Raw genomic sequence first — 24,678 nt, 5'->3', positions numbered from 1 at the left:
CCGCGATGAACCTTTTTTTCTCAAATTACCATACCTCGACAGGTGTTTTTACCATATTATGCTTGATATCATTATTAGTATACTTATGATTAATGCAGTGAAAACAGAAAGATGATTAATAGATATGGCTAATTCAATTTACCGAAGCGTCCATCTTCAATCGATAGATGCTAACAACACAGTTTGGCGTGCTAAGTTAAAAAACAACGTTATTCAGGGCAACCTAGCTGCCGTGAAAAAGAGTATTGATTGGTGGATTGATACCGCATCTATTATTGATCCAAAAGAATTCATGTCATTAAATAAGTCGAGAGGAACAGGTGGCTCGACTGAAAACTTCAACGGCTACCAAATCAAGAATGACACCGGTGAGCCTAATGCGTGGTATTGCATGTTTAACGGTCGCTTAATCAAAGGCGGCAAGGTTGCAATCCAACGCCATATAGAAGCTTACTTACTCGCAAAACAAAAAGCAGAGCAACAAAAGAAGTAAATTATGAGCCTAGTATATTCAACAGAAACAGGTCGCATTAAGCCTGAAGAAGAGAAAGTCCAACGTCCCAAAGGCGATGGTATCGTTCGAATCCAAAAAGAAACCAAAGGCCGTAAAGGCAAAGGCGTTTCTGTCGTAACTGGCTTAGACCTAGATGACGCACCATTAAAACTAATGGCAGCAGAACTCAAGAAAGTTTGCGGCTGCGGTGGCTCAGTAAAAGATGGCAACATCGAAATTCAAGGTGACGCGCGCGACAAGATCAAAGCGCACCTTGAAAAGAAAGGCTACAAAGTTAAATTTGCTGGCGGTTAATCTCTAACTAATACCAGGGTTAAAATCGAAGATTATTATCACTGGTTATTAGGTATTTTATGGTAAATAGCCAGTTTGGTTAAATACACAGTATAAATTAGAGAATATCGGCACAATACAAAGGCAGGGCATCACACAAAGATACCTGCCTTATAAACATCAAAATCCATTTAACATAACGTACATAATACGCAGTTAATAATGCGTGTAGTTAATTCTAAAGGTAGTATTCTCATCTTTTGTCCTTAAAATCCTTGTTCCAACTGACTCTCACGCTTCTTGCGCCGTTCAGAGTTTTCTTATCGCATTTGAAATCTAATAATTATATGTACGGCCAGCGTCTACACAATTCAATCTTCATTCAGAAAATCTAATTGACGCGAAACTTTGTCCGTCTGGTTTAACTTATATGCCACTTCTCTGTTTGCACTAACGGTTCGCTGCGCTGTGTGCAATTCTTGTAAGCATTGCTGTTGTTTCTATTCCAGATTTCACACACGCGACCAATGTTTCTTATCAACTGCACATGCTTAGCTCTCGTTTAAATCCATCAACTAATAAAGTTCGTGTGTCTTATGTAGACCCGCACACAGATTTTTCAAACCTTCTTAACGATTCTCTCTAGAGTTAGTACTTTGTGTTCAGTTTGCATAGATTCATTACACTTATTGCTGGTACACAACACCGATACTTGGGAGATCCATAATCACGGTTTGCCCTGAAATTACGTTCAATTGGACTTAGGTAGCTTTGGTAATAAACCTAAGAGTTACTTTAAACCCATTGCGCTTAGTTTTTCTTTACTTGTTTTCTCTAACTGATATGCCTGCTTTGAAGTTGCAATGGTGTTACCGCCTGAGATTAGAAAGCTTATAATGTTTATCGACACATGTAATCAATAAGTAAAGTGACACTGTAGCTAGCTGTACAGGTAAAGCTTGGTCCTATGGAACACAAAATAAAGAACCCAAATAACAACTGTATATTTACACAGTTAAATTATTATCCCCTTAAAAACGTCACCTTTCGTATAAATACCGAACAAAAACAACGCTATTTAGGCATATATCTGTCGCTGGGCGCGTATTTTTGCCTAGCAATCACGCTAGTGTCGTTGATCTCTTTTAATACGCTCATGGATAAGAACTACATCATCACACCTGACAGATAGCCTACGCGCGTAAATACGGACAGAGACCACGATGGTGGCACCGTAGGCTCATTACATAAGTCAGAAGATGGAATTAAGTTACAGCGTGACTTTGAACAAACCTATAGCTTACCCTTCTGTGAAATTGAGTACGTTAAGAGATCGACCCAAAATAAAGGGCTCGATCTCTTAACGTTCGATTCGGTCACCATCAATATAGAATATGAAGGTCAAGAGGAGCCAAGGTTTCGATTCTACATACGTAACCACGACGACAACTACAGCGCTCAAAGCGACCCTATTTCTAACAAGTTCTATCGCTTAGACTTATCATTCCCCAATAGAAAACACATCGATTTAGCATTCTCAAATTGATACGCGCCGCATTCCTTAATCGACTTCTACACAACACCTTACGCCTCGTAAGCTTTTTAAATACTTATTCTGTAAAGCACATATGTGGCAACGAAGCTTGCTCTAAGCGGTGGTAAGCCATTCGCGATATCGGTTTTGAACATTACCGCTGTGGATTGTCTCACTCTGTTCTTCGATGAAATCATCATTTGTCTGCTTCTGAACATTCATGGATTCTCATCCGTTCAAAATACAAGTCACAACGTCACTAGCCGTAAAAACACCATATATTTAGCCACTTAGGTGCGGTGACACAAATACTGACACCTAAAATGGCGATTGTTCCACTTTCAGAACTTACTGTAATTTAATTACAACCCAAAGCCAAGAAATGCCTGAAAAGTGGATCACTCCGACATAACTTACTGAATAAAAGGAATTTAATGGTTTTGGATAGGTCGGGAATTTAGGGTAGCTAAAGAGTTGGTATGTACGAGATAATATACTAGAGGGTAATATATTTAGTTATAGTGCACTATCGTATTAAAAAAGAAGGGCTGATGCCCTACTCTTCTTTATTACTCATTTCTTCACGGATTTGCTCAGCAACGATTTTGATAGCTTGTGCTGTGCTGATGCCTTGGGTCATCATTTCTTGAATTCGTTCAACAGCTTTCTGTTGTTCTTCGTGAGAAAGGGTTGGTAAGTCGTTTAGCATGCTCTGCTCCTTTATTTAGGAGCAGAACTATATAAGGACTGTTAGTAACTAGCAAGGAAATTGATGGATGCACCCATTGCATTTTCATTCGTGTAGTTAGCACTTAGATCTAGCTGAAACAAGTTCAATGGCGAGATACCAACACCAGCTGTCACTGTTCCTTCTGAATCAGAGTAAGCCAGGTTCTTGTAATACCCTCCCCTTAGCTTAAGCTGACGTAACAGGTCGACTTCAGTACCAACACGAATCATCTGTTCGTTGTCTTCGAACGAAGTAAACTTCTCTGCTTCATTCAAATCATAATCAACACTCAACGTAAAGTAATCAGAAACGATCCCCGCACCAACAGTGTAGACAGGCCCCAGGTTATAAGAATGACTCGATGTTACTGTTCTTGTAGCCCCTGTGCTGCTTGTTAGCTGTTGGCTAACGGATTTAGTTTCAATCTCACGGTCTATAATATTCGTTGCAGAAAAACCCACTCTAAATGGGCCGTAAAACCAAAGCGCACCTGCATCAATATTAAATGTAGTTTCCGCGGTGTCGTTTTCTCGAACATCACTTAGATCGTAGTTTTGTGCCGAGGCAATGTAGTTATACGTATAGATTCTTTGGAGTTTTGGAGAAATACCAAACGACAAATGTTGTCCCATGAACGTTTGATATTTTGCTAATGATATACCAGCTTCCATAATGCCAATAGAAACAGCTTTAACAGCAGTTAACTCAGCATTAACCAAGTCACTATTAGCAGCGTCACTAGATGTATCAGGGGTTACAAATGATTCAGTGTATGCTTTTGCAAATACGTTTGCTGCAATATACTGATTTGGTAGAGCGAATGCTACAACACCACCTAAATCAACATTCAGGCTATCACCATTAAGAGCATCTAGATCAGAACCAGTCACAGTACCTGACTCAATGCTGTCAACTAAATTATCGATATCATCAACTAAGTTATTAGGGTCATTATAATTACCGCCAAAACTTGGCGTGATCATTCCCATGTCATCATTACGACGATAAATCGCAACAAGTGCTGGGTTATAGAATGGAGCAGTTAGGAAGTTTGCTGAAACAACACCAACACCACCCATCGCATCACCACGCGCTTCAATGGCGTAGTTTGCTGCTGAAAGAGGAAGACTGGCGAATGCAATTGACGCTGCGAGTAGTTTTGTAGTTTTTTTCATGCCGTTTATCTTTGTTAGATCCCTTACATAGTTAACGGCACAATTTTAAATTACTTTAACTCTTCTTCGCTAGAAATATCATAAGTTTTACTGATAGTTTGTGCTTGTTCTATCGCTATGTCGCCTTGCCAGCGTGAATGCACCATTGAAACCGCTAAAACATAGCGATCATTAGGAAGTTCTTCACCAGTAAGGTTCATTGGATAATCAGATTCATAGCTCTTGCCCCACACCTGCTCATAGTGTTCATCGACATAATCGTACAAACCAATTTCGAGTTTAGGAAGAGGACAATAAGGGTTCAGAAGTTCTTTTTTATCGATTCGCCAGGTGTCTTTTGAAGACCAGCGAACTTGCTGACGCATTGCAACTTCACCAAGGATAATCCAAGTACTCCAAGAATTTCCACCATCGCCTTTCACACTTAAACGATACAAACCCGATTCAAGTTGAGAGGCTAAATTGTAACGCTTGCGGTATAGACTCACCGATTCGTTGTTAACCACTTCACTGTCTTTGGTTAACTCACTGTCCGAAGAAACGATCTTATCGACCCACTTCTCGAAGGTAATGTCTTGAATGTTGTTTTCGGATTCAACATTAATCGATACACGAAAGGTATCTCGGCCAGGGCTTTGAATGATGTGTCTTTTAACGACGACTGAACTAATCCAATCTGGGAGTGTTTTTCTGGTGAGAGTTTTACCACAATCTTTGTTCAATGCTTGATCGAACAGTTCATTGAGGTGATCTTCTCGTGATTGAGACGAGTTGATTTGCCAAACTTCCACTAATGAGTCAAACATCTGAGGTAAATCATTATCTAGCAGATGTTTATGAACTTGAGTCAGAGCATCGCTGCTCTTAAACCAATCCGTTGCTTGCGCGGTATTCGCTACGCAAGAAAACATTAATAGTGGAAGTAAGGCTATTCTCATTACGCTTTCATCTTGTAACCAACGCCACGCAGCGTTTCAATTTCTAGACCCGGCAGTTTCTGTCTTAGTTGCAGAACGTGCGTGTCTACCGTACGTGTTGTTGGGAAATGGTTGTAACCCCATACATGGTCAAGCAGTTCATCACGTGTAAACACACGTCCAAGGTTACTTGCCAAGAACAGTAGAAGGTCAAATTCAGTGCGCGTTAACGTTACTTCCTGTTCATTGAAAAACACTTCACGTGTCGCTTTATCGATAACAAGATTCTGAGCGATAACTTTTGATGCATCTTGTTCTTCAGAATCTGGCAGGCGAAGTTGAGCACGAATTCGAGCAAATAGCTCAGCCTCTGCGAATGGCTTTGTTAAGTAGTCGTTTGCACCTGAATCTAGGCCCGCTACTTTGTCTTTTACTGTCACGAGAGCCGTCAGCAAAATAACTGGGATATCTTTCTTTTTCTTCCAACCTGGAAGTGAATCTACTGAGTCGCCATCAGGAAGTTGACGGTCTAGAATCACTAGATCCGCTTGTTCCCAGTAGCCTTCAACTTCAGAGATCAGTTCTGCATGCAAACATTCATATCCAGCTTGCTCAAGGCTAACTAATAAACCGTCAGCTAAATTTTTATCATCTTCAACGAGAAGCAATGTCTGTTTCACAAGGTATCTCCAAAATAAATGTTGTTGGGGGGCCGATAAGCGTCATGTGACCGCCCATTTTTCCAACCATAGATTCCACTATCGTCAGACCTAAACCGAGTCCACTCTTACTTACGAATGGCTTTCTTAGTTGCCCCCAATCTTTGCGAGACAAGTCTCCATTATCTATAACTTTGAATGTCAGCTTCTTGTCAGAAGTATTCAGTTCTAGAATTACTGGAGCCACACCGTATTTCACGGCATTTCTGATTAGGTTATCGATGCACGTTCCCAACCAATATACGTTCACTTTTGCAGCTATATCTTTGTTTACACGGAGTTCAATCCCCGGCGCAAAGTCTTCTTCAACTTTGTATTGGAGCCACTCTTCAACACTTGGCACCCACTCTGTTGCGAGCGGTTGATTATCTGATTGCAGGTAATCTTTACTTGCTTCCGCCAACTGTCTTAAACGGCGTGTATCTTCACACAGCCTACGGAACTCATCATATACCGATTCTGGTAAGTGTTCGAACTCACGCCTGAACCCTTCCACCGTCAATGACAAACTCGCAATCGGCGTTCTTAATTCGTGCGTTAGGATTTGAAGAACCAGCATGCGACTCTTCATCTCTTGTTTCTTGCTGTTCCAGCGGTAAATCGCCCAACCTAAGACAAGCATGATGTTGGCAATAACCAAGATAAACATGGCGACTTGCAGAAGCTCTGAATGATCTTCTATTTCCCAACACACATTACCACGCTGGACAAAACAGCTTTTACCTTCTGAAGACAAGCTAAACGATAACCCAGCAAGCGTGGCATTTTCGTTCCAGACTGATTTTTTATACAGGTAATATCTGTAGCCGCGTTTTACCCACATCTCATCAAGCTCAACAAACATACTCGCACCCGCTAACAGCGCGGTGATTGCTTCGCTATCCATTTGTTGCAAGCGAGACAGTAGTTCATCGTGTTCGGTGTTTGGTCGCTCTTGAATATGCATAAAGCGCTTCAGAGAGTCGAATTTTTCTGGGTACTTCTCAACGTATCGTGCCGCATAAGAACCGCCGCCAGGGTGAATCAAACCACTACGGCTAAACCAACGGTCAGAAAGCTTGGTGCCTTTACACATTGCACGAGTAAAAACTAAAGGCTCAGTAATCAAAGGGCTTAACGGCAGTTTACCACTACAGGTTTTTGATAACTGGTACAAGCGCTGAATGTCTTTTAACGGGTACTCTGCTGTTTGTGGCAGCATAGAAGACGGCATGATCAAACGTGTTGGATAATCAGCCTGTAGCACTCGAATATCGTAAGATTCGATTGCCGTTTCATGATCAAAGAGTTTGGTGAAATTATCGATACGCTCAGGTAAAGAGTCAGCAAATGCGTTTGCAGACACAGACAACGTAGCGATAAGAAGAGTAAATGTTCTTTTGATGATCACAAACCAACGCAAATTCATATAGATCAACCAAATATATACCATTCGCTATCAAAGATAAATTTTTAACCGCATGAAAAACATTGAGAATGGCGAGCTACAGAGATAAAGGCCAATATATTACGGCCACATTGTACATACGTACTAGTAGGCTGATTGGCAAGCCAAACCTCAATTGCGACAAGTTTTGCATCAGGCTTCGTCAACTTCGTATCAACTGAGATCACACATAGAGTCGCTTTCGTAAGATAAAAAAAGGAGCTCAAATGAGCTCCTTATCGAGTTGTTACATATTGTTTAGAGGTGATCTCTATAGATGTTCTAAGATACTTAGACAACTCTTTTTAGCATCACCAAAAACAATGTATACTCACGCACTTTTTAAAAACAGTGGGTTTATATGGCTCTTATACCCTATGCTCGTGTATCTAGTGGAAAGCAGATAGACGGTCTAAGTTTATCTCTTCAAAACGATAACGTATTACTCGAACAACTTGCGCTACAGTACAGCACGACGCTCTCTCACCTATTCTATCAGGATGCTGGTGTATCATCATACAAGGGTAAAAACGCAGCTGTGGGTGAGCTATCTCGTTTACTAACTGGCATCGAGAATGGTCTTATCTCTAGCGGTGACATCATCGTTATGCGAGCGTTAGACCGTCTATCTAGACAGAACCTAACGGCAAGTGAAGTGCTATACAACCGCATTATCTCCGCTGGTGTAATGATACACACCACAATAGACAACCATCTTTACAAGATGGATGATCCTATGTCTTCAATCCTTGCTACCTTGGCACTAAAGACCGCTAATGAAGAATCCGCAAAGAAAAGTCACTTAACCAACCGCTATGCATCACACCGTATCCAACAAGCTAAAGACGATCAAAAACTCGATGGTAATAGCTTTGATGTTGGTATCGGTCGCCATCCATTCTGGATCACTATAGATAAACCAACCAAAACCGTTAGACAGCATCCAATAAACTGGGATCACGCTAAACACATGATCACTCTTGCGCTTGACGGGTACGGTGTATCTACGGTCATGCGATATGCACACTCTGTAGGTCTAGAATTGTCCTATTCCGCATGTGCAAAGATGTTTAACACCCGTGCTGTGTATGGTGTTCTAGAGATAACACATCAACGTGAAGATCATGTATTGACAGATTACTACCCTGCTCTTTGCAGTGAATCTGAGTATTACCAGATAAGAGCTATAAAGGATGCACAAACAAAAGTATCAAACAACCAGCGTAAACAGGTTTCTATCCTATCAGGGATTCAAAAACTGTATTGCGGCTGTTGTGGTTCAGTTCTGTCCATCGCTCGGAATGTTACTCAAAAAACTGAGTACTACCGATGTGCTAACCGTCTAGTTAAATGCTACCCGTACATCAAACAGGAATACCTAGATCGAATTGTAATGACCGCAATTGGTGAAAAGTTGCTATCTAGTCAATTGATGGATAACGGACATGACAAAACGTTACAAGGGATTGAATTAGAACTAGAAACAAAGGTCATGGAATACCAAAAACAACAAACGTTTTTATTTGATAATCTAGACCTCTTCGACGATACGATGAAAAGCCTGTTAGCTGCTAAAAAGCAATCTATAGCGGAACTAGAGTCAAAGATCGAACAACTGAAACTAGAAAATGCTAAAACTAATGCAATACATAACATTGACTTAAGTCAATACCAGTACGCACTAGATTTATACCACCAGCATATAGATTGTTTAGAGCGTTATATTCAAGGTGACAATGAGCTGAAGTCAGAAATACGACACATAGTTTCTACTCTAGTGGATCGAATTACCGTAGATTCTAGATACATGATTCGTATCCAGTTTAAAGATAGTTCAACAAGCTATTACATGTTGCTTCGTAGACGGGATAATAAAAAAGTCCACCAGCGTCATTACGCTCGAATACAAATAATTCCTGACAGCGACTATAGAGAACTGAAGAAGGTTTACCCTGAACTTCTCAGTGTCACATCAACTAAAACTCTAATAGCGTCACATACTGCGTATCTTGATGATGTGGTCAACCCAATACCTCTTGGAAACGTCTATATTAAACCTGATTGTAAACAAGAAACATTTTTTGATTTACTGACTGATGATGTATACGAATGGAAACGATCTGCCATGATGAATGCTGGTGCTACCACCACCCAATGGCAAGCCTACAAAGATGTCGATGTATCACTATACGGTTGGACTAAAGTTGAAGTTGAACTAACCACAAAATACTACACAAAAAGGCATACTGTACTAGTGCACAGGAACAAGGATCTAAATTTAGCTTCAGCGTCTATAATGCTTGGAGTATCTAGAATAAAAATCAAATAAAAAAGGCTGTCATTAGACAGCCTTTTTCACATGCAACTGGAGCTAGGAACAAGATCAGGTTCGGTGATATTGCTTTAGTATTTTAACCCAAGTAACTAGGCCCCTTGCTCTTCTCTTAATTGTACCTCTATGAAGCCCTTTAACACATTCACGGATAAAAGCTTCTGCTGTATTTTCATCTAAATCACATAGGTTTTTCACTTGAGCCCATTTCATCCAAGCCCAACCAAAATCACTAGATTCAAATCTAAGTGCAAGATATTCATACTTTGATTCTTCGCACTCTCTTTGTAATAAAAACTCACCAGCAGAAGTTAGTGTCAAGTTTTTATTAAGTAATCCTAAACACTGTGCAGCATGTGTGTAATACGAGACTTGTCTCCTTGTAGTCAAGCCTTCCAACTGTTCGTGAGTCAGTTGGCTTCTATCTGATAGTAAATGTACAACTTCAATAATACGCTCTAACTTGTTAGCTTGAGGAACCTTATTCGAATCAATAATTATGAGTGTCATTTCTTGTAATTTTTTAATTACAGGCAGTAACTTACTTGAAGAAAGTACCAGTGGCTCCTCTAAGAATTCAGATGTTTTAGGTTTCATAGTCAACTCTAAACTATGAAGCTCGACTATATCCAATAAGTTCTTCAGTCGATAAGGATCTAACTCAATCTTCTCTAACTGTTCTTCTATTGTATTAACATCTGACAGAAGCGACCCCAGTAGTGATATTGCAACATTGGCACGTTCTTTATCACTAGCACCAAGTTTCACATCAAAAGAGCCATAACTTGCTGTTAATGGAAATAATGCAGGCTCTCTTCTGGAACCGTCTTTCATCAAATCTTTTACAATATCTCCAAATGCATCCAATATCTTTGAAATGACAGAGTCTGTAGGAGTATTTGTTTTACCGTTGTTTTTAGCAATCCTTAAGTTGAAATCCCATCTTGATTCAGGAGCGATAGATTGTATTTCCTCAGAGTCAAACGTGAAGCACTCAGGTGGAAAGTTAACTGAATTAGAATTTCTCTCATCTATAGAATCAAAATTTGTCTTCTGCTCTGCATAAACCGTCATCACTTTTAAACGCTTTGAGTTTAAAAAGACACTATGAACCGATTTTTCATGACGAAGTAATTCATCTAGTCCCGAGTGTGAAATAGGTAAATAAAGCCACTTTGTACAAGCTCCTTCATCATAATCACCGCTCCAATAAACTAGATAGAGGTGTTCTAATTCATCTTTAACCGAAAAACATTTTGGTCCGAAAAAATCATCATAGATTTCGAAAAACCGCAAACGTCCTAGCTCTGTATCAGTCGGTAAAACTTTCATGATTCTTCCACCTCATTAATAAAGTGCTTATGAGGCTCTGCTCCTACTTGTTTCCACAGTGTAACGTGACCATCTCGTGCTTGAACTTTAGGTATTACACCGAATTCAGGAATGAGAACACCTGATACAATTTTTTTAAGACCAAACTGTTCTTTAGCTGGGTACTTAGCCTTAACATACTTAGCAGCTTCAACAGTAGACCAAAATGAAACACCATACGACTGAAGACGTTTTTTCTCTGTATTGTATGTGTATTCTGGCTTCTCATCACGATGACGCTTAAAGTCACTGTCCTTAGGAGGTACGCAATCAACTAAACGACATACTTCCCCACTTGCCGATACTACATCTTGATTTTCTTGCAGACGTTTAGGAAAGTCTACGGGCCATTGATACATAATTTGATTATCGTTCATTGAGAATTCTTTACTTACTAACCTCTTACAGTGAAGAGGAATCCAACATTACGCTAAGCAAATGATATCATATTTGGTATAATCAGTTACAAATCAAACTTCTACATATGAGCGTATCGCTCACATTTATCTACGATAAGGTCTAAATTTTGAGCGAACCTACTGACAACTCTAGCAAACAACCTTCGTACGCATTCGTTGTTCCTATCTATATTTTTATTTACACCATAGCTGCAATTTGGTTGCTCATTGGTGGTTGGGTTAACAATTTTTCTGTAATCTCAGGTCTGTGGGGGACAAACATAACATTACCACCTCACGTACAAAGTTTGTTCTTTACAATGATTGGGGCTTTGTTAGGTTGCTCAATTTTAGGCATAACATCATTTCATCGCTATGTTGCTATCGAAAAGAGTTTTGACAGAGACCATCTTTGGGGATTTTTATTAGCTCCACTACTTGCTGTTGTTGTTGGGCTATTAATCTTTGCATTGTTACAAAGTGGTCTAGTTGTACTAACAAATCAAGCTACTTCTTCAACTTTAAATACACCATCAGTGACTGCAACATTTGGCTATTTAGCTATCGGTGGCGTTGCAGGCTATAACTGGGATGTATTCGTAAAAAAACTCCAAGAATTATCTGCTAATGTTATGAATACTGGGAAAAATTCAGAGAAAACTGAAACACCTACGGATGGATCAGCGTCTACGACTTCAACAAACACAGATATTGCAAAGGTAGAGGCCAAACCACTAAGTTCTTAAACTTTTCAAAGTGTAGCACATTTCACGAATACTGTATTAATATACAGTTAAATTTGTAAGGCAGTATTAGCAGGGAGGTATTTCACCATCTCTCTGCGTTCCAAAGCTTGTGAACTATGAATAACTAATGCGAATCAAGTTCTTTATAAAACCAATGGTTAGAAGCTCAGATAACCCAACATCAAGGCTCACTCTAGTCCCTTTTCGTGTCATTGCAGTAAAGCTAAAACGCTTAAGGTTCTCATGACCACTTACCTTATCAGGTTCAATGATATCCAAATCAACTTCATTGAATATATTTTGAATATCAGTCAAGCTTGCTTCAGCTATCAGCTTATCTAGTGCTTCGTCTTTCATAAATGTTTTGAATGTCTTCATAGGTTGTAATTCTCCGATTTCTTTTAACTTATCTTTATCTTGCTTAATCAAATCTACGAACTCATTTGGTTCGTATGTCTTAAAATTTCTTTTTGGAAATATCACTATTGCATCATCCAACTTCGGTCTTGATTGTATAAACTATAACGGTCTTCATCCGTTTCTAAGCCGTGATATTCTCTAGCGTATAGATCGAATGCTTCTTCATTCCACTCTTCATAGCTCGTGTCATTCGAATCTTCCCACCACTTCCCTTTGGTGTAATACCCATCACAATCATCGAATCGAGCACAGCTTTGTCTAAATTCATGCTGTTTTGGATGGACAAACATTTCAATTGCATCAATGGATTCCATTCCTTGCTGTTGGAACCCTACTTTTTTCTTAATCTTGCTTATAAAGCCCATAATTTATCCTCTAAAATTCATTAACTGGTTAAATTGAGTCGCAACTTCGTAAATGCTTGGTGCGTGACCATCTTGATAACCGTGATAGTAATCTTCACCCCACCCACCATTTTTAATGACAATAGGGATATCTAGATCATCAGGTTCATACACTTCTAGGTGTGACGTGTCTTCCATCCACACAGAATGGAATAACTGATCGTTTAGACCTATTGAATGCATCATGACGCTCATCACGTAGTCATCATGTCCATCACTTGCTCGATAGACCTGTTTTTTTATATCGAAACAGAAACGCATCAACTCTCTGAACAAATCAGGTGAGTTAATAACCATTTCTTGTTCTTCAAATAGATTTTTGATTAAGTTGCAGCCATGTTTACGGTCTGCTTTGACTAACTTAATTCCTTGATAACTCGCACCTTGCTTTACATAGATGTTGCGATAACTCTCGTTAGTTTCTAGGTATTTGATAACTTCCCCTCCAGCAGGAATGTTGACTTCAACGAATACAAACGCATTGTTATAGTGCTTGGCTAAGGTTCCTGCTATCTCTGCGGTTTCGCTTGGGTAAACACTTGGATCCGAGAATGTAGCGACCAATTCAACTGGGGTAACAGATTGGTCAATGACAGTTATAACCGTTGAGTCAATCCCTACGTTCTCCGCAGGATCAATTCCTATGGTGTAACGGTGACCAATCACTGGGTAAGAGTATTCTTTGAACTTGACAAGCTGACCTGACTTTAGGGTCACGCCGTTTTGTTCTGGTTTATCTTGAATTATTGCGTTATCAAAAACATAACTATCAACTATGCACTGATTGCTTGTTAGGAAAGATGTTTCGTGTTCTTGTTCAAACGCAATACGTCCGATGGTCGCAATTTCATTCGTTTTAAAGTGCTCGCCAAAATCCAGCAAACCAGATTCGTCTGAGTACAGTCTGTCTTGGTTTATTCTCCAATCACCTTGGAACGTCTTAAAACTGTTCACGCCTGCAAGTGCGTTATCCCATAATTGTTTGAAAACATTGTCGCCATTGGGTGTAGAACAAACTATGATTGAGCTTCGTTTTCCTGAACTAACAACAGGTCTAATCGCTTTGTTCCAAGTGGTTTCTAGATCTTCAAAGTGGGCGAACTCGTCAACGAATACTTTTGCGTAACTATCACCACGAAGTGCATTCTTACCTCCCTGTCTGGCTACAATCTTTGCACCATGAGCAAAGTGCATGACTTCATCCGTTAGCTTTGTTGGTGACGGTTGCAACCAATCGGGTAACATCTCCAACGCTTCTTTCGTTCGGTCAAAGATTTCGAGTGCTGATGCTTTTGTGAAACTTACGATTGCTGCGGGTTTGTCGTTGAAGCAAATGAAGTGTGCTAGATGGATTGCAGCAAGCGTGGACTTACCCAATTGACGACTTAACATGATGATCGAATTTCGGTTCGAGTCTAAATGTTTAAGTAAATCAACCTGATAATTTCGAATTGGTACAACAATCTGACCGTGGTCGATGTTAGTAATAGAGCAATACTTAGCAAAATGTAGAATGTCATCCCTACACTTGACGTACTCTTCTAAATGACGTTGTGTGTAAAGTGCTCTGGAATCTTCACCACGGAATACCCTTGATAAAGAATGACGTTTACCGAATTGACCATCTTCATCTTTACACCATAGGGACAAAGGATCGGTGTTAAAAATCGCTTTCTTAATCTCTTTCCATTCTTCGAACTCTTCAAATGTTGGTGGTAGTTCGTCGTCAGTAAGAAACTCCATCTTTCTAGGCTTGAACTCGAACTGAGGATTTAACATCATCAGTTCTTTGTGGTTGAAGTACTTGTTACCGCCGCCAGCATCAACACCCAATGAATCCACGTCTACTTTGTGGGTGAATACTGATTTAATTGATTTAGGCATCGGATGACTCCAACGCTTTGAGGTTCGCTCTGATATAGCGAACCATTCGATCTGATATCTGGTACTTACGTGCTATGTCGCATGGACGAAAACCTTGTCTCAAATCTTCGTAGACCTCTTCATGATCTACGGTGCGTCTCATTGGTCGTGCTTTACTTCCCGCTGAGACTTTAATTCTTTTCTTCGCCATAAAATCCTCAATAAGTTTTAGTCGACTTCTTGAGTTATTTATGGGTTTTAGTTTCCGCTAATTTCCTTACATTTCCGAAGTTTTACCGTATGGAGAAAAGGGTTCGGACGTTTATTGAACGTCGTCGATTTAATGCATTCATTTATCACACTATCAATTGGGTATGCCCTATCGGGAACCTGAAAACAAATGATAGACCCCTATCACTTTGGTTATTTACATACCCATACGATAGGATTATCATTAGCCTTATCAAATTAGACCCAAACGATAGGATTTAGAAATGGCAATTCGTGTTTATCTTCGTGCATCAACTAAAGAGCAAAATGCAGAACGTGCAAAGGAAACGATGGTTAGCTTTTTGGGTGGTAAACACCTAAAAGCTGAACACTTCTATGTTGAAAATGAAAGTGGTGCAAAACTGGATCGACCTGTATTGATGCAGCTACTAGAAGACAGTACGAAAGGTGACACGATTCTAATCGAACAAGTTGATCGCCTATCACGTTTGACTAAAGAAGATTGGGAAACGCTTAAAGACGTTATCAAAGGTAAAGGCGTAAACATTGTTGCTGTTGATCTTCCAACTTCACACGCAGCGTTGACAGTTGCAGAGGGTGACGACATCACTCAAATCATCATGCAAGCAGTTAACAGCATGTTTCTGGATATGTTCGCAGCATTTGCACGTAAAGACTATGAAGACCGTAAACGTCGCCAAGCTGAAGGTATAGCAATTGCTAAAGCTGAGGGTATCTACAAAGGTCGCCCACAAAGTGAAAAGACAATTGCTAAATGCAAAGCTGCACTAAAGGACGTAGAGAAAGGGTTTACTAAAGAAAAGGCAGCAAAAGCAAACGGAGTTGGTGTTGCTACGCTTTACCGCTACATCAAAGAGAACAAGTAGCATAGAGAAAAGTTCTTCGCTCACTGACGAAAAGGATCTTTACGTTTAACTTTGAGCACAATCAAGAAGTACTAAAAATAATGAAGACACCCTTAATTATGAAGTTGTATCTATATAAAATTTAGTTGATTATATGTGTCACGTTTAATGTGTCCACTGTGGAATATATGACTGAGATAGAACAGATTTTAAAACATCAACTTGATACCAATTACTTTGATGATAAACAACCAGATTTTATTGAGGGCCTAGCTCAACGAGCTGTAGATAACACCTATGCATCTCTAAGTACCGCACAACAGCGAGTTTTAGAACCTCATTTGTCCCAAACTTGTGACGGCGTCACAGATCCAGGTGGGTATCATAACAATTGCTCTACAACTCTTGAGGCGGCAGAGCTAGCAGAGGCTTATGAGCAAGAATCTTATAGAGACGCACTCCTTTGCCAAAATTGTATTGATGAAACTGAAGAACATGAAGCTGCATGGGAACGCTTTAGTCGAGATTAGTTTCAACCTACTACAACTAAAGAAAATGGTGAACAACAGGTCACCATTTTTTACTTATCTAAATGCATCTTCTATGTAAATGCAATTCAGCACACTACGAACTTCTTCAGGTAGATTATATGGTTGAAATTCACCATAAAAATCAAGATTCATATAGTCAGCAATCGCATCTAAGATAATCTCTTCTGCTGCGTTACGATAATCCTGATACTCATCTAAAACATCCATCATATCTAGGTCGTCACTAGCTTTCTTAATCAATTTGCCACGCATATAGAATCCAGAATGTTTCAATGCGTTGTATACAGCTCTGTCAGTTCTACGTGTTCGCTTCCTAATTTTACTTTTTTCTTTTTCAGTTATAGAGATAGCTCCCCACTGAATTACCAACCGATTGTTAATAATTTCAGATTTAGCCTCACGTAATTTAATAATGCGCTCTGCACGTTCATGTGCTTGGGTTGCCTTCCCTTGTTCTTCTAACAATGGTTCACAAATGTACATCGCAGATCCGGCAAGTAAAATTGCTTGGATATAGTCAAAATCGTTTTGCGCTTCAACGTAAGATTTAGCAGCACGGTAAAGCATGTGTGGAGCAATTTCGAGTTTGTTCATAACTATTCTCTGAATAAAAAAGGGTGACTGAATAGTCACCCTTTACATTCTCATTTGCCGTCTAGCTTTTTAGATAATGCCTTACTGTGCTTTGCATTTTTTAGCTTCATCACGAAATTAACACTTGTTGCAATTACCATATAGATACAAAACAGTTGTACATAGGTTAGCGCAAGCAAGAACCAAAGCCCCACAAAACTAAACACATTAGGATGTATTGCAAACATGCTAGTTTTCACAATGAAAACTTGTAACGACGTTCCTAATACAAGTAAGCCCATCGTCGCAGCAGATAGCACAATCACACCAACAAGTAACTTGACCGTCAATTCATCTTCGTCAGAAAATACCGCTACCACTTTACTAGGTTGAACGATACGTAGAATCACATTTGGATAAACATATGCAATCCATAAACCCATGATAGTAAAAATCATAGCTGACGTATTTTGTAGAATAGATATTAGGCTCTGTATTTCAGAAAACTTAATATCACCTCTAAAACAATAACTAACTGATGTGACGAGTAAAGCGACTATAAGATGCCAAACAACAAATTTTTGAATTGGCGACTTCATTTTTAATCACCCATTAACCGCTTCTTCTTGAGCATCTTCTTGCTCAAATGCAGCTAATAGATTATCACGTTTTAGCTCTAACGCATTGAACAATCTTTTGGTTGTATAGTGACCAGTATCATCAACACCACCACCTACCATGTCATTTACAACCAGAACATTTTTAACTACGAATTGGTTCAACCAACAAATCCCACCGACACCCTCTTTACGGAACCCCAAGTTACGCCAATCATCCAAGCCACCATCGTATTCATCATTGTAACTATCGAAGATCTTTCTTAACTCGTCTTCAGTGGGTTTCGCATCAATGTTGACTTCAATTTTTCGAGTCTGCTTCGTCACTTCACCAGAAACAAAAGGTAAACCTTTGAAGAAGCGAGTCCAATCATTTTCTTGAACATCTCGTGCCGCAATAACCTCACGCTTAACGAAGTGTGTAATGTCCCTAGCGATCTTTCCTAAGTCTGCTTGAGTCGTCAATTTGGTGTATTGTTTAGTTTCGCAACGGAACCATAATTTTTCGTTGTTATTGTCATCATCAGACTTAAAGTAAACAGATGTATAGTTACCTTGTCTACCATCCTTAACCTCTCGCACCTTACGCTTAATATTGCTATGCAACCACATGAAGTCACGAAAGAAACTATTCAGCATTAAGGTATCTGCAACTGAATTATGGAAACGGATAGATGCAAACACCTTTTTATCTGGCACAAACCAATAGTACGCAGCTTCACCCCAGATAACTTTTGCGTCATCTTCTGCCGCATCATCAGCGTTATACAAGCGGTTATCATCGAGCTTCGAATCAGCACGGATACCATAGACTCCATTACCTTGACCAATAGCACGCCATAGAACAATCATATAGTCCCCAGTCAACGGGTCACGTTCTATGGCTTTTAGATACACTTTCTTTCTATGTGAATAACCTGGAGTTTCATCATCCCATAGAAGAGTATCCTCTAGTGAGATGCGGTCTTGAAACCACTCATGCAAAGATTCGAGCATGTCGCCCATGCTTAGATCTTCACAGTAATCATCTTCTCTATAACGATAAAATCCGAGTTTTTTGTATTTAAAAAAGGAAACAACCCCTGTACTCATTCAATAGGCTCCTAATGCTACGATTTGCTTATTGAAGCATAAAAAACTGTTATTTCAAAATAAGTTAGCTTGCACGCTAATGACAAATAAATCACTTAAGATCTTCTGCTAAACGTTATTGCTTTTATTTGTGACACTGTTAATTGAGGTGACTTGCTTTAGGTGCGTATCTTCGAGGGTCAATATCAAGTCGCTTTAAGTCAAACGGTCTTAGTCTACTTTCTTCTAATAGCTCGATTTGATTCCTGAAAAGTTGCATTTTACGATGATGGTCAACAATTAATGGTTTTTCTTTTAAAACGATAGCGTAGCAAACAGACATAACCATTGAACCGAACTCGATTAACTGCTCATCCGTAAAGTCTTTCATGTACCGATTTTTACGGTACTGATCTTCAATCCACTCTTGACCTCTCAAGGGTTCTTTCGCTTGTGGTTGCTCAATCTTTTCAACGTCAAATTGACCGTTGTTATGTACCGCATGGTTACAATTACTATAATGAGAATATTTCTCAATAATGTCACTAAGTGCTTTCTCTGCTATTTGAGTTGTTTCTGTATCTTCTAAATTATCATTTACAACATGGTAAACTGGTATAAATGTACCACTATTATTAGTATTTGTTACTTTGTGGGTATCTTGCATCAAGATGACATTGTGGAGGTGAGGAAATCTAAGTTCGCTTGTTGAGTTCATTGACTTTGAACCCAACATATCAGCAAGATACTTCACTAACACATCAGGTTCGAAAAACTCAGCAAGTTCGTTAATTATAATGAGTGTCCCTGCTGTATTAGGGTTCATTTTTAGGTGCTCAATAGTCGAGATTACTTGCTTGTTAGCTTTGCGCATAATGCTTTCAATCTGACGAAATGCTTTTTGCTCGAACTTACGGATGATCCGATTGCCATCAGGTAGCAAGCTCACAACACGGCGAAAATTAAGTTCACCATAAATGGCGGGAAAGTCAGGACGCTTCATTATGTCATGGAAATAGTTTTCCATTTTCTCTTTGGGGTCATCTTTCAGGGTCTTAAGCTCAATAACCATAACATCTCGGATCGCATAGTCCCCAATTTTAATACCATCAGGTATCTTTTCAGGTATCTCATCTAAGTCCTCAATAGCTTCGTATTGGGTCATAAACGATTTGAAGTTTTCTTCATTAGAAAAAGCAATCTTTTTATTCGTCATTCAGTTTCTCACGCTACTGTAATACACCACCGATGTGCATCTGATTGCGCTATTTTACATTGAACGTTGGTGAAATGGTAATCCACCAATTTATCAAGTAATAACTTGATATCGGTAGCTTGCACCAACGTGTTTTCCTTGAATCGTTTCTCACCAAAGTCAACTGCTCCCCGCTCGTTTTTTTACAAACATAATTTGTCCGTCCCCCGCTCGTTTTTACAAAAAATGGTTTAGCTTTCTATATAAACCAACCCATTTTTCATTTTGTTGATCGGGGGACGGACAAATTAAAATGTCACGTCGGATAAGTCATAACTCGCTGCTAGCCTTTCTTTAACTTCAGCACGTTTAGCTGCCTTGCGTATACGCTCTTTCTCTTTCTGTTCTGGGGTAGCTTCAGCACGTTTAGCTTTCTTTCTCAATCGGTCACGCTCTTTACGTTCTTCAGTTGTATCACGTTTCTTGTCATAACCACGACGATTAGCTTTCACCTCTTCATCATGTGCCAACGCTTCAGCTTCAATCGCATAGGTGCGTTTTAGGTCTTCGATCTCCCCACCCTCAAATTCTGGTCGATCATGTCCACCACTGGTAACAGCTTTGAAGTATGCATTCGGTAATAATTCATATTCATGCGGTACAACAATCGTTTTACCCTTTGAATCTTTCTTACCTTGCTTGGCTTCGATATACGCTTTACGTTCATCAGGTGACATACTTTTCACTTTGACCTGTTCTAGATCTACTCGGTCATAGAACATCTCGACCAGTCGTAGCGCATCACTTTTACTTGGAGCCATTGTCACCGTACCATTTTTGTTTGTGTAACCGATCATCGAAAACGTATCAGTAGCACCGTTGGTCATGACTGCATGTGCTTGCTTCATAGCTTCATATGTCGCATTCTTCAGATCTGGTAATGTACCCTTTGCAGTATTAGATAAACTTTCCCTAGCAACAATTGCCAATACCTTTGCGAACTTCATAGGTGTGTCATTGGTCAACGTTAATGTCGTGTCGATGTAACTTGGGTCATGGATCATCGTCTCAGCAATACCCGTACACAAAGACTTATAACCAGCTTTACATGCTTTTGAAATACCATTGGACTTAGCCCACCATTCGGTAGGTAAACCACGAAGTTCACGGGTGAACTCAATGTAATCGAACTTTCTATACGCATCATGCAACTTCGAACGTTTAATGAAGTAGAAATGTTCAACCAGTGGGTACAACGCATTGTATTCATCATGACTCAAAGGTTTCTTATGTTCTGCTTCATGACGCTTTGAGTAACGTTTGAACCCTTTATCGAAACCAGCTTTACACGATGCAGACCATTTAACGGCTGTGGTTGGTGACAGTTCGTCACGGTCTTCAGGGTTCAATACTTCGTCACGGATATCTACTGGTGACAACTTCAACATGTTCTTATTGTCGGCAGAAACTAGATCACTTGCTATGCTTGCAGGTTGTAAGTTGGTACTGGTTGCAGCTTCAAAATCGGAATAGGTCATGAACAAATCATATGAAAATCGCTTCATGAACTCTTTGTTGCTGTGTATGTTGGTTAAGTATTCGTCTATAACGTCTTGAGTTAATTCAAAACATTTTCCATCGTTATTCGAATCTGGGTATGCAAATTCACGAAATGCAATGTACCTAATCGGATCACGCTCCAACTGCTTAAACCACTTCAACGCAGCCAAATTATCAATTGTACCGATGACAAAACGATGGCTCCCATCATCGTTTTGTTTGATGTACTCCCCGATCCCCTCAAAGGTTTTCTTCTCGACTTCGCCTAATAATTCAACACCCTTTTCATTCACGTATACTTTAGTTGTCTGTAGTGCCTCGAATGCATCTTCATACGCTTTCTTAATCGAATAATAACACCTCGGTTTTAACATCTGGTCTTTAGCCATGTTAGTAAAGATGTACGTGTCATTATCGGCTATACCTTCACTTTGCGTCTTATTCCTTAAGCGTCCAGCACTTTGAGTTACTGCTAATGGGTTAATTGTTACATCTGTTGCAATAACACCTTGACGCTTATTCTCATACAAGTTGATCCCTGCACTGATTGCTACAGTTCCAGTAAGAAAATCAAAGTTTGTAGTTTTGCCAGTCTTAATTAATTGGTTAGCATCGTTCTTCATTGTTTTACCAATGGTTGAACTTGAATACTTCGATAATGCTTGGACGACTGCGGAGCTAACACCGTCTAATTTCTTACTAATGTAAACGGATTCGATTTCCTCTTGGTTGTTCTTGATGTAGAACGGTAGCTTTTCTTGCTCGATACTTCGATCAATGAAGTCATGGACGATTGACCGTGTTAGTTCACCCTCAACCACATAATACTTTCTGATCACCTTCGCTTCAGGGTCTTCATTTCGGTAACAATTCACCGTGTTGTCTAAACAGTGTCTGAAGATGTTGAAGGGGGTTGGTGTCGCTGTCATGCCAATGACTATGTGATCTTGATACAACTTGCTGACGCTTCGATGGTACTCCACCATGTGGTTGTAGCATGAACGAAAATGCATGTCAGCTTCGTGCATTTCGTCATAAATGAATACGCATTTAGGTGGTAATTTGTCGTCTTTAGCCAACTTATAAACCGCATCACATGACGCTACGATCAAACCATCAGAATCTTCAATTATGTCCTGCCTGTTACCGAATAGCTTCAGGACTTTTGTTGAATCTTTCCCTTGTTCCAAATCCTCTTTGCTTTGTACTGCAAGGTTGTTTCGATTCGGGATTAAGATCAGTGTGTAACCTAGTAATTTCCAGTGATAAAACAGTCCTTTGATTAGTCGTGTTTTACCTAGTGACATTTCACCATATAGGTTTAAGAATTTACCTTTCTTTAAGATGTTGAAGATGTCACCTAGTTTACTGGATAGGTGTTGTTGCTTGGTTAACTCTAGGTTTTCTATGTGCTTTGATGCACGGATAAAAATTGGAGCTAATTGTTGCCCAATCTTTGGTTGCAAGGTGTTTATCATTATTGTTATGCCTTGTTATTCAGGAAAGACAGTGCGCTTTCCATGCTCTTTGATACTTTGATGTCTTCGATATTTGGTTTATTTGACGGTTTAGTCCAACCGTATTTCTTTGCTAAATGCACGATAGTTCCAGCTTTTACAGCATCGTGTGAAAACGACGGAGTGAAACTAACCAGTTCGCCACGGGTTAACGTTGTGTGATCTGATAAGTAACCCAAATGTTCATTAACGAATGCTTGGCATACTTGAACCCAATCACCACGATCACGGTTTTGACTAAAGAAAAACTTTGCAGCGGTCATCACCAGTTGATGTTGTCGCTTAACATCGATCCCTTTTAACTCTAGGTCTTTGAGTTTCGCAGCACGTTTCTTTTCAACTTCAACTTTGCAATGTTCATAGTAAAGCTCGTCACCTGCTTCAATACCTGCAACACCGTCGTCAATTAGCTTCTGTATGAACGTACACGGGGCTTTTAGGACTTTATGTAGTGGTAGGGGTTTACCATCTGCAAAACGCCATTCAAAGTTATCTGCGTTGGTATTTGCACGGTATGAATAGCGGTTGGCATCGTGTGAACTCTTATCAAGTGGAATATCTTCACCGAGAATCTTTTGGATGTAAGCAAAGCACCGTACTTTGTTGTGTTCCCAGATCTTTTTCTGGACATTAGTTGCTAGTGGGATTGGTTGTGCAAGTGGGATTAAAACTTTCAAACGTGGACATGCTGGTAGTATTTCACCGCTAGGCTTTTTCTTTTCACGTTTGTTGTTAACGCTGGTGGATATTGCATGTGCAATACCATGTCGGTTAAAGCATCGGTGCACGTGGTCGATCAAGTCTGCGCCATGACGTGTAGGATCATCGATGTCCACGTAGTAACACCATGTTTCTGTTATTGCGTCTTTGCCTTTTCGACCTGTTGAACTAATTCCACACATCAGGTCATTTGATACGACCAATTTTAAATTGTTCTCAGTCCACGGTATTGTTTTGGTCACCCATGTATCATGGTACTGGATGCAAACTTGGTCTTTTTCGATCCATCTATCTTTTGATGATTCGACGTTAATTGAAAGGTTGATGCTTAGTGTCATGTTATTATTCCATATTGACACCCTCACATAATATTATTCTCACTGGGCTTGTTGTTATTGGTTATAAATTAGGCGCAGAACGTTATCTGCGATCTCTTCGTTGGTCGGTGCTCTCCAACCTGCTTTCTTTGCTTGGCGACATACGTGTTCTTTGCTTTGACGAATGTTTCTAGCACATACAGTTAAACCATATTTTTCATAAATTTCTTTTTGAGTCATGATCTTTACTCCTTTTGGTTGTTATCAACGCTCATTGATTATTTAGGTGAAAGAAAACGGGGTAACCACTCCCCGTTCTCAATGTTGGTGGTAACAACTCCACCTTGACACCTTGCAATGTTATTTATTCTAATGCTGTATTTCGTATGTTAATGATCCGATTGAACGGTAATGATTCATGCAGCGTTAAACCGCTGCACCTTTGAATCTGGACGTTTCCAGCCATGAACCTTTGTAAGGTAGCTAACACGCTTTTTCATCTAAACCTATTGCCATCTCTGCATAAGTACCACCCAGATCTTCAAAGATGACCTTGATCATGTCATTGGTTATTTCGTATTTATCAGGGATTACTAAAATTGGAGGGAAACAAACTCCAATAAAGGGTTTGTTCATAG

24 protein-coding genes and 1 pseudogene are annotated in these 24,678 nt (G+C 39.7%); 7 read left to right on the top strand and 18 right to left on the bottom strand.

The features are described from left to right. The first annotated feature begins 124 nt into the window (after positions 1 to 124). The 3 genes and pseudogenes from AB4507_RS03955 to AB4507_RS03945 form a co-directional block, all read left to right on the top strand. Positions 125 to 493, top strand: coding sequence for a DUF3319 domain-containing protein (locus AB4507_RS03955; RefSeq protein WP_017060095.1), 369 nt, complete (start codon positions 125 to 127; stop codon positions 491 to 493). 3 nt (positions 494 to 496) lie between these two features. Next, on the top strand, positions 497 to 808 hold the full coding sequence (gene yciH, locus AB4507_RS03950; protein WP_008221404.1) for a stress response translation initiation inhibitor YciH: 312 nt from the start codon (positions 497 to 499) through the stop codon (positions 806 to 808). Positions 809 to 1,838: 1,030 nt separating this feature from the next. Further along, positions 1,839 to 2,330: pseudogene (locus tag AB4507_RS03945) on the top strand (GGDEF domain-containing protein); the annotation flags it as partial. Positions 2,331 to 2,877: 547 nt separating this feature from the next. Here the strand turns inward: AB4507_RS03945 and AB4507_RS03940 are convergent. From AB4507_RS03940 to vxrA, 5 genes are read right to left on the bottom strand one after another with little or no spacing between them, the layout of a single operon-like run. Then, positions 2,878 to 3,030: a YoaH family protein gene (locus tag AB4507_RS03940; protein WP_004731009.1), complete on the bottom strand. Its 153-nt coding sequence runs from the start codon at positions 3,028 to 3,030 to the stop codon at positions 2,878 to 2,880. Between the two features lie 41 nt (positions 3,031 to 3,071). Continuing rightward, a complete protein-coding gene (locus AB4507_RS03935) occupies positions 3,072 to 4,226 on the bottom strand; it encodes a conjugal transfer protein TraF (RefSeq protein ID WP_017069084.1) in 1,155 nt (384 codons plus the stop codon). A 50-nt stretch (positions 4,227 to 4,276) separates the two neighbouring features. Further along, a complete protein-coding gene (locus AB4507_RS03930; protein WP_102320802.1) occupies positions 4,277 to 5,164 on the bottom strand; it encodes a DUF2861 family protein in 888 nt (295 codons plus the stop codon). Beyond that, on the bottom strand, positions 5,164 to 5,823 hold the full coding sequence (vxrB, locus tag AB4507_RS03925; RefSeq protein ID WP_017060099.1) for a response regulator transcription factor VxrB: 660 nt from the start codon (positions 5,821 to 5,823) through the stop codon (positions 5,164 to 5,166). Before vxrB ends, AB4507_RS03930 begins: the two co-directional genes overlap by 1 nt. Further along, the gene (gene vxrA / locus AB4507_RS03920) at positions 5,798 to 7,270 is read right to left on the bottom strand and encodes a sensor histidine kinase VxrA (protein WP_102428373.1); all 1,473 of its coding nucleotides are present in this window, start codon (positions 7,268 to 7,270) and stop codon (positions 5,798 to 5,800) included. The genes vxrB and vxrA overlap by 26 nt, the downstream gene beginning before the upstream one ends. Positions 7,271 to 7,649: 379 nt before the next feature. Here vxrA and AB4507_RS03915 point away from each other — a divergent pair, with 379 nt between their 5' ends. Further along, positions 7,650 to 9,617, top strand: coding sequence for a recombinase family protein (locus AB4507_RS03915; RefSeq protein ID WP_372182252.1), 1,968 nt, complete (start codon positions 7,650 to 7,652; stop codon positions 9,615 to 9,617). Between the two features lie 54 nt (positions 9,618 to 9,671). Here the strand turns inward: AB4507_RS03915 and AB4507_RS03910 are convergent, their stop codons facing one another. Together AB4507_RS03910 and AB4507_RS03905 are read right to left on the bottom strand one after the other, a co-directional pair. Continuing rightward, positions 9,672 to 10,952, bottom strand: coding sequence for a DUF6575 domain-containing protein (locus AB4507_RS03910; RefSeq protein ID WP_372117173.1), 1,281 nt, complete (start codon positions 10,950 to 10,952; stop codon positions 9,672 to 9,674). Further along, a complete protein-coding gene (locus AB4507_RS03905) occupies positions 10,949 to 11,368 on the bottom strand; it encodes a hypothetical protein (RefSeq protein WP_372117171.1) in 420 nt (139 codons plus the stop codon). Before AB4507_RS03905 ends, AB4507_RS03910 begins: the two co-directional genes overlap by 4 nt. Positions 11,369 to 11,517: 149 nt before the next feature. Here AB4507_RS03905 and AB4507_RS03900 point away from each other — a divergent pair, with 149 nt between their 5' ends. Continuing rightward, a complete protein-coding gene (locus AB4507_RS03900; RefSeq protein WP_372117170.1) occupies positions 11,518 to 12,135 on the top strand; it encodes a hypothetical protein in 618 nt (205 codons plus the stop codon). A 114-nt stretch (positions 12,136 to 12,249) separates the two neighbouring features. Here AB4507_RS03900 and AB4507_RS03895 read toward each other — a convergent pair whose 3' ends face one another. The 4 genes from AB4507_RS03895 to AB4507_RS03880 are packed head-to-tail and all read right to left on the bottom strand — an operon-like array spanning position 12,250 to position 15,033. After that, on the bottom strand, positions 12,250 to 12,564 hold the full coding sequence (locus AB4507_RS03895; protein ID WP_372117168.1) for a hypothetical protein: 315 nt from the start codon (positions 12,562 to 12,564) through the stop codon (positions 12,250 to 12,252). A gap of 53 nt (positions 12,565 to 12,617) precedes the next feature. After that, entirely contained in the window at positions 12,618 to 12,920 is a 303-nt protein-coding gene (locus tag AB4507_RS03890) for a hypothetical protein (protein WP_372117167.1), read from the bottom strand. A 3-nt stretch (positions 12,921 to 12,923) separates the two neighbouring features. Next, the gene (locus tag AB4507_RS03885; RefSeq protein WP_372117166.1) at positions 12,924 to 14,843 is read right to left on the bottom strand and encodes a terminase large subunit domain-containing protein; all 1,920 of its coding nucleotides are present in this window, start codon (positions 14,841 to 14,843) and stop codon (positions 12,924 to 12,926) included. Next, positions 14,836 to 15,033 (bottom strand): hypothetical protein, encoded by a 198-nt coding sequence (locus tag AB4507_RS03880; protein ID WP_215945742.1) that lies wholly within the window; start codon positions 15,031 to 15,033, stop codon positions 14,836 to 14,838. Before AB4507_RS03880 ends, AB4507_RS03885 begins: the two co-directional genes overlap by 8 nt. A gap of 283 nt (positions 15,034 to 15,316) precedes the next feature. On the opposite strand from AB4507_RS03880, the gene AB4507_RS03875 reads away from it, so the two are divergent. Both AB4507_RS03875 and AB4507_RS03870 read left to right on the top strand, forming a co-directional pair. Then, positions 15,317 to 15,940, top strand: coding sequence for a recombinase family protein (locus AB4507_RS03875; RefSeq protein WP_372117165.1), 624 nt, complete (start codon positions 15,317 to 15,319; stop codon positions 15,938 to 15,940). A 158-nt stretch (positions 15,941 to 16,098) separates the two neighbouring features. Then, positions 16,099 to 16,449, top strand: coding sequence for a hypothetical protein (locus AB4507_RS03870; protein WP_372117163.1), 351 nt, complete (start codon positions 16,099 to 16,101; stop codon positions 16,447 to 16,449). 54 nt (positions 16,450 to 16,503) lie between these two features. Here AB4507_RS03870 and AB4507_RS03865 read toward each other — a convergent pair whose 3' ends face one another. The 7 genes from AB4507_RS03865 to AB4507_RS03835 all read right to left on the bottom strand — a co-directional run bounded on the left by AB4507_RS03865 (position 16,504) and on the right by AB4507_RS03835 (position 24,280). Next, positions 16,504 to 17,064: a hypothetical protein gene (locus AB4507_RS03865; protein ID WP_108082815.1), complete on the bottom strand. Its 561-nt coding sequence runs from the start codon at positions 17,062 to 17,064 to the stop codon at positions 16,504 to 16,506. Positions 17,065 to 17,114: 50 nt separating this feature from the next. Then, positions 17,115 to 17,642 carry a hypothetical protein gene (locus AB4507_RS03860; protein ID WP_219910245.1) on the bottom strand — a complete coding sequence of 176 codons (528 nt, stop codon included), beginning with the start codon at positions 17,640 to 17,642 and terminating at the stop codon, positions 17,115 to 17,117. A 6-nt stretch (positions 17,643 to 17,648) separates the two neighbouring features. After that, entirely contained in the window at positions 17,649 to 18,752 is a 1,104-nt protein-coding gene (locus tag AB4507_RS03855) for a hypothetical protein (protein WP_108082816.1), read from the bottom strand. A gap of 139 nt (positions 18,753 to 18,891) precedes the next feature. Further along, a complete protein-coding gene (locus AB4507_RS03850; protein ID WP_372117161.1) occupies positions 18,892 to 19,947 on the bottom strand; it encodes a hypothetical protein in 1,056 nt (351 codons plus the stop codon). 287 nt (positions 19,948 to 20,234) lie between these two features. Beyond that, positions 20,235 to 22,964: a DEAD/DEAH box helicase family protein gene (locus AB4507_RS03845; RefSeq protein WP_372182251.1), complete on the bottom strand. Its 2,730-nt coding sequence runs from the start codon at positions 22,962 to 22,964 to the stop codon at positions 20,235 to 20,237. Positions 22,965 to 22,969: 5 nt separating this feature from the next. Beyond that, positions 22,970 to 24,061: a hypothetical protein gene (locus tag AB4507_RS03840; RefSeq protein WP_108082819.1), complete on the bottom strand. Its 1,092-nt coding sequence runs from the start codon at positions 24,059 to 24,061 to the stop codon at positions 22,970 to 22,972. A 54-nt stretch (positions 24,062 to 24,115) separates the two neighbouring features. Next, entirely contained in the window at positions 24,116 to 24,280 is a 165-nt protein-coding gene (locus AB4507_RS03835; protein ID WP_181359913.1) for a hypothetical protein, read from the bottom strand. Between the last annotated feature and the right edge of the window lie 398 nt (positions 24,281 to 24,678).

The organism is Vibrio sp. 10N.222.54.A3 (assembly GCF_041474095.1).
Classification (GTDB): Bacteria; Pseudomonadota; Gammaproteobacteria; order Enterobacterales; family Vibrionaceae; genus Vibrio; species Vibrio crassostreae_C.
The sequence above is the reverse complement of the archived record's forward strand: the minus strand, read 5'-3'. Positions and strand labels throughout refer to the sequence as shown.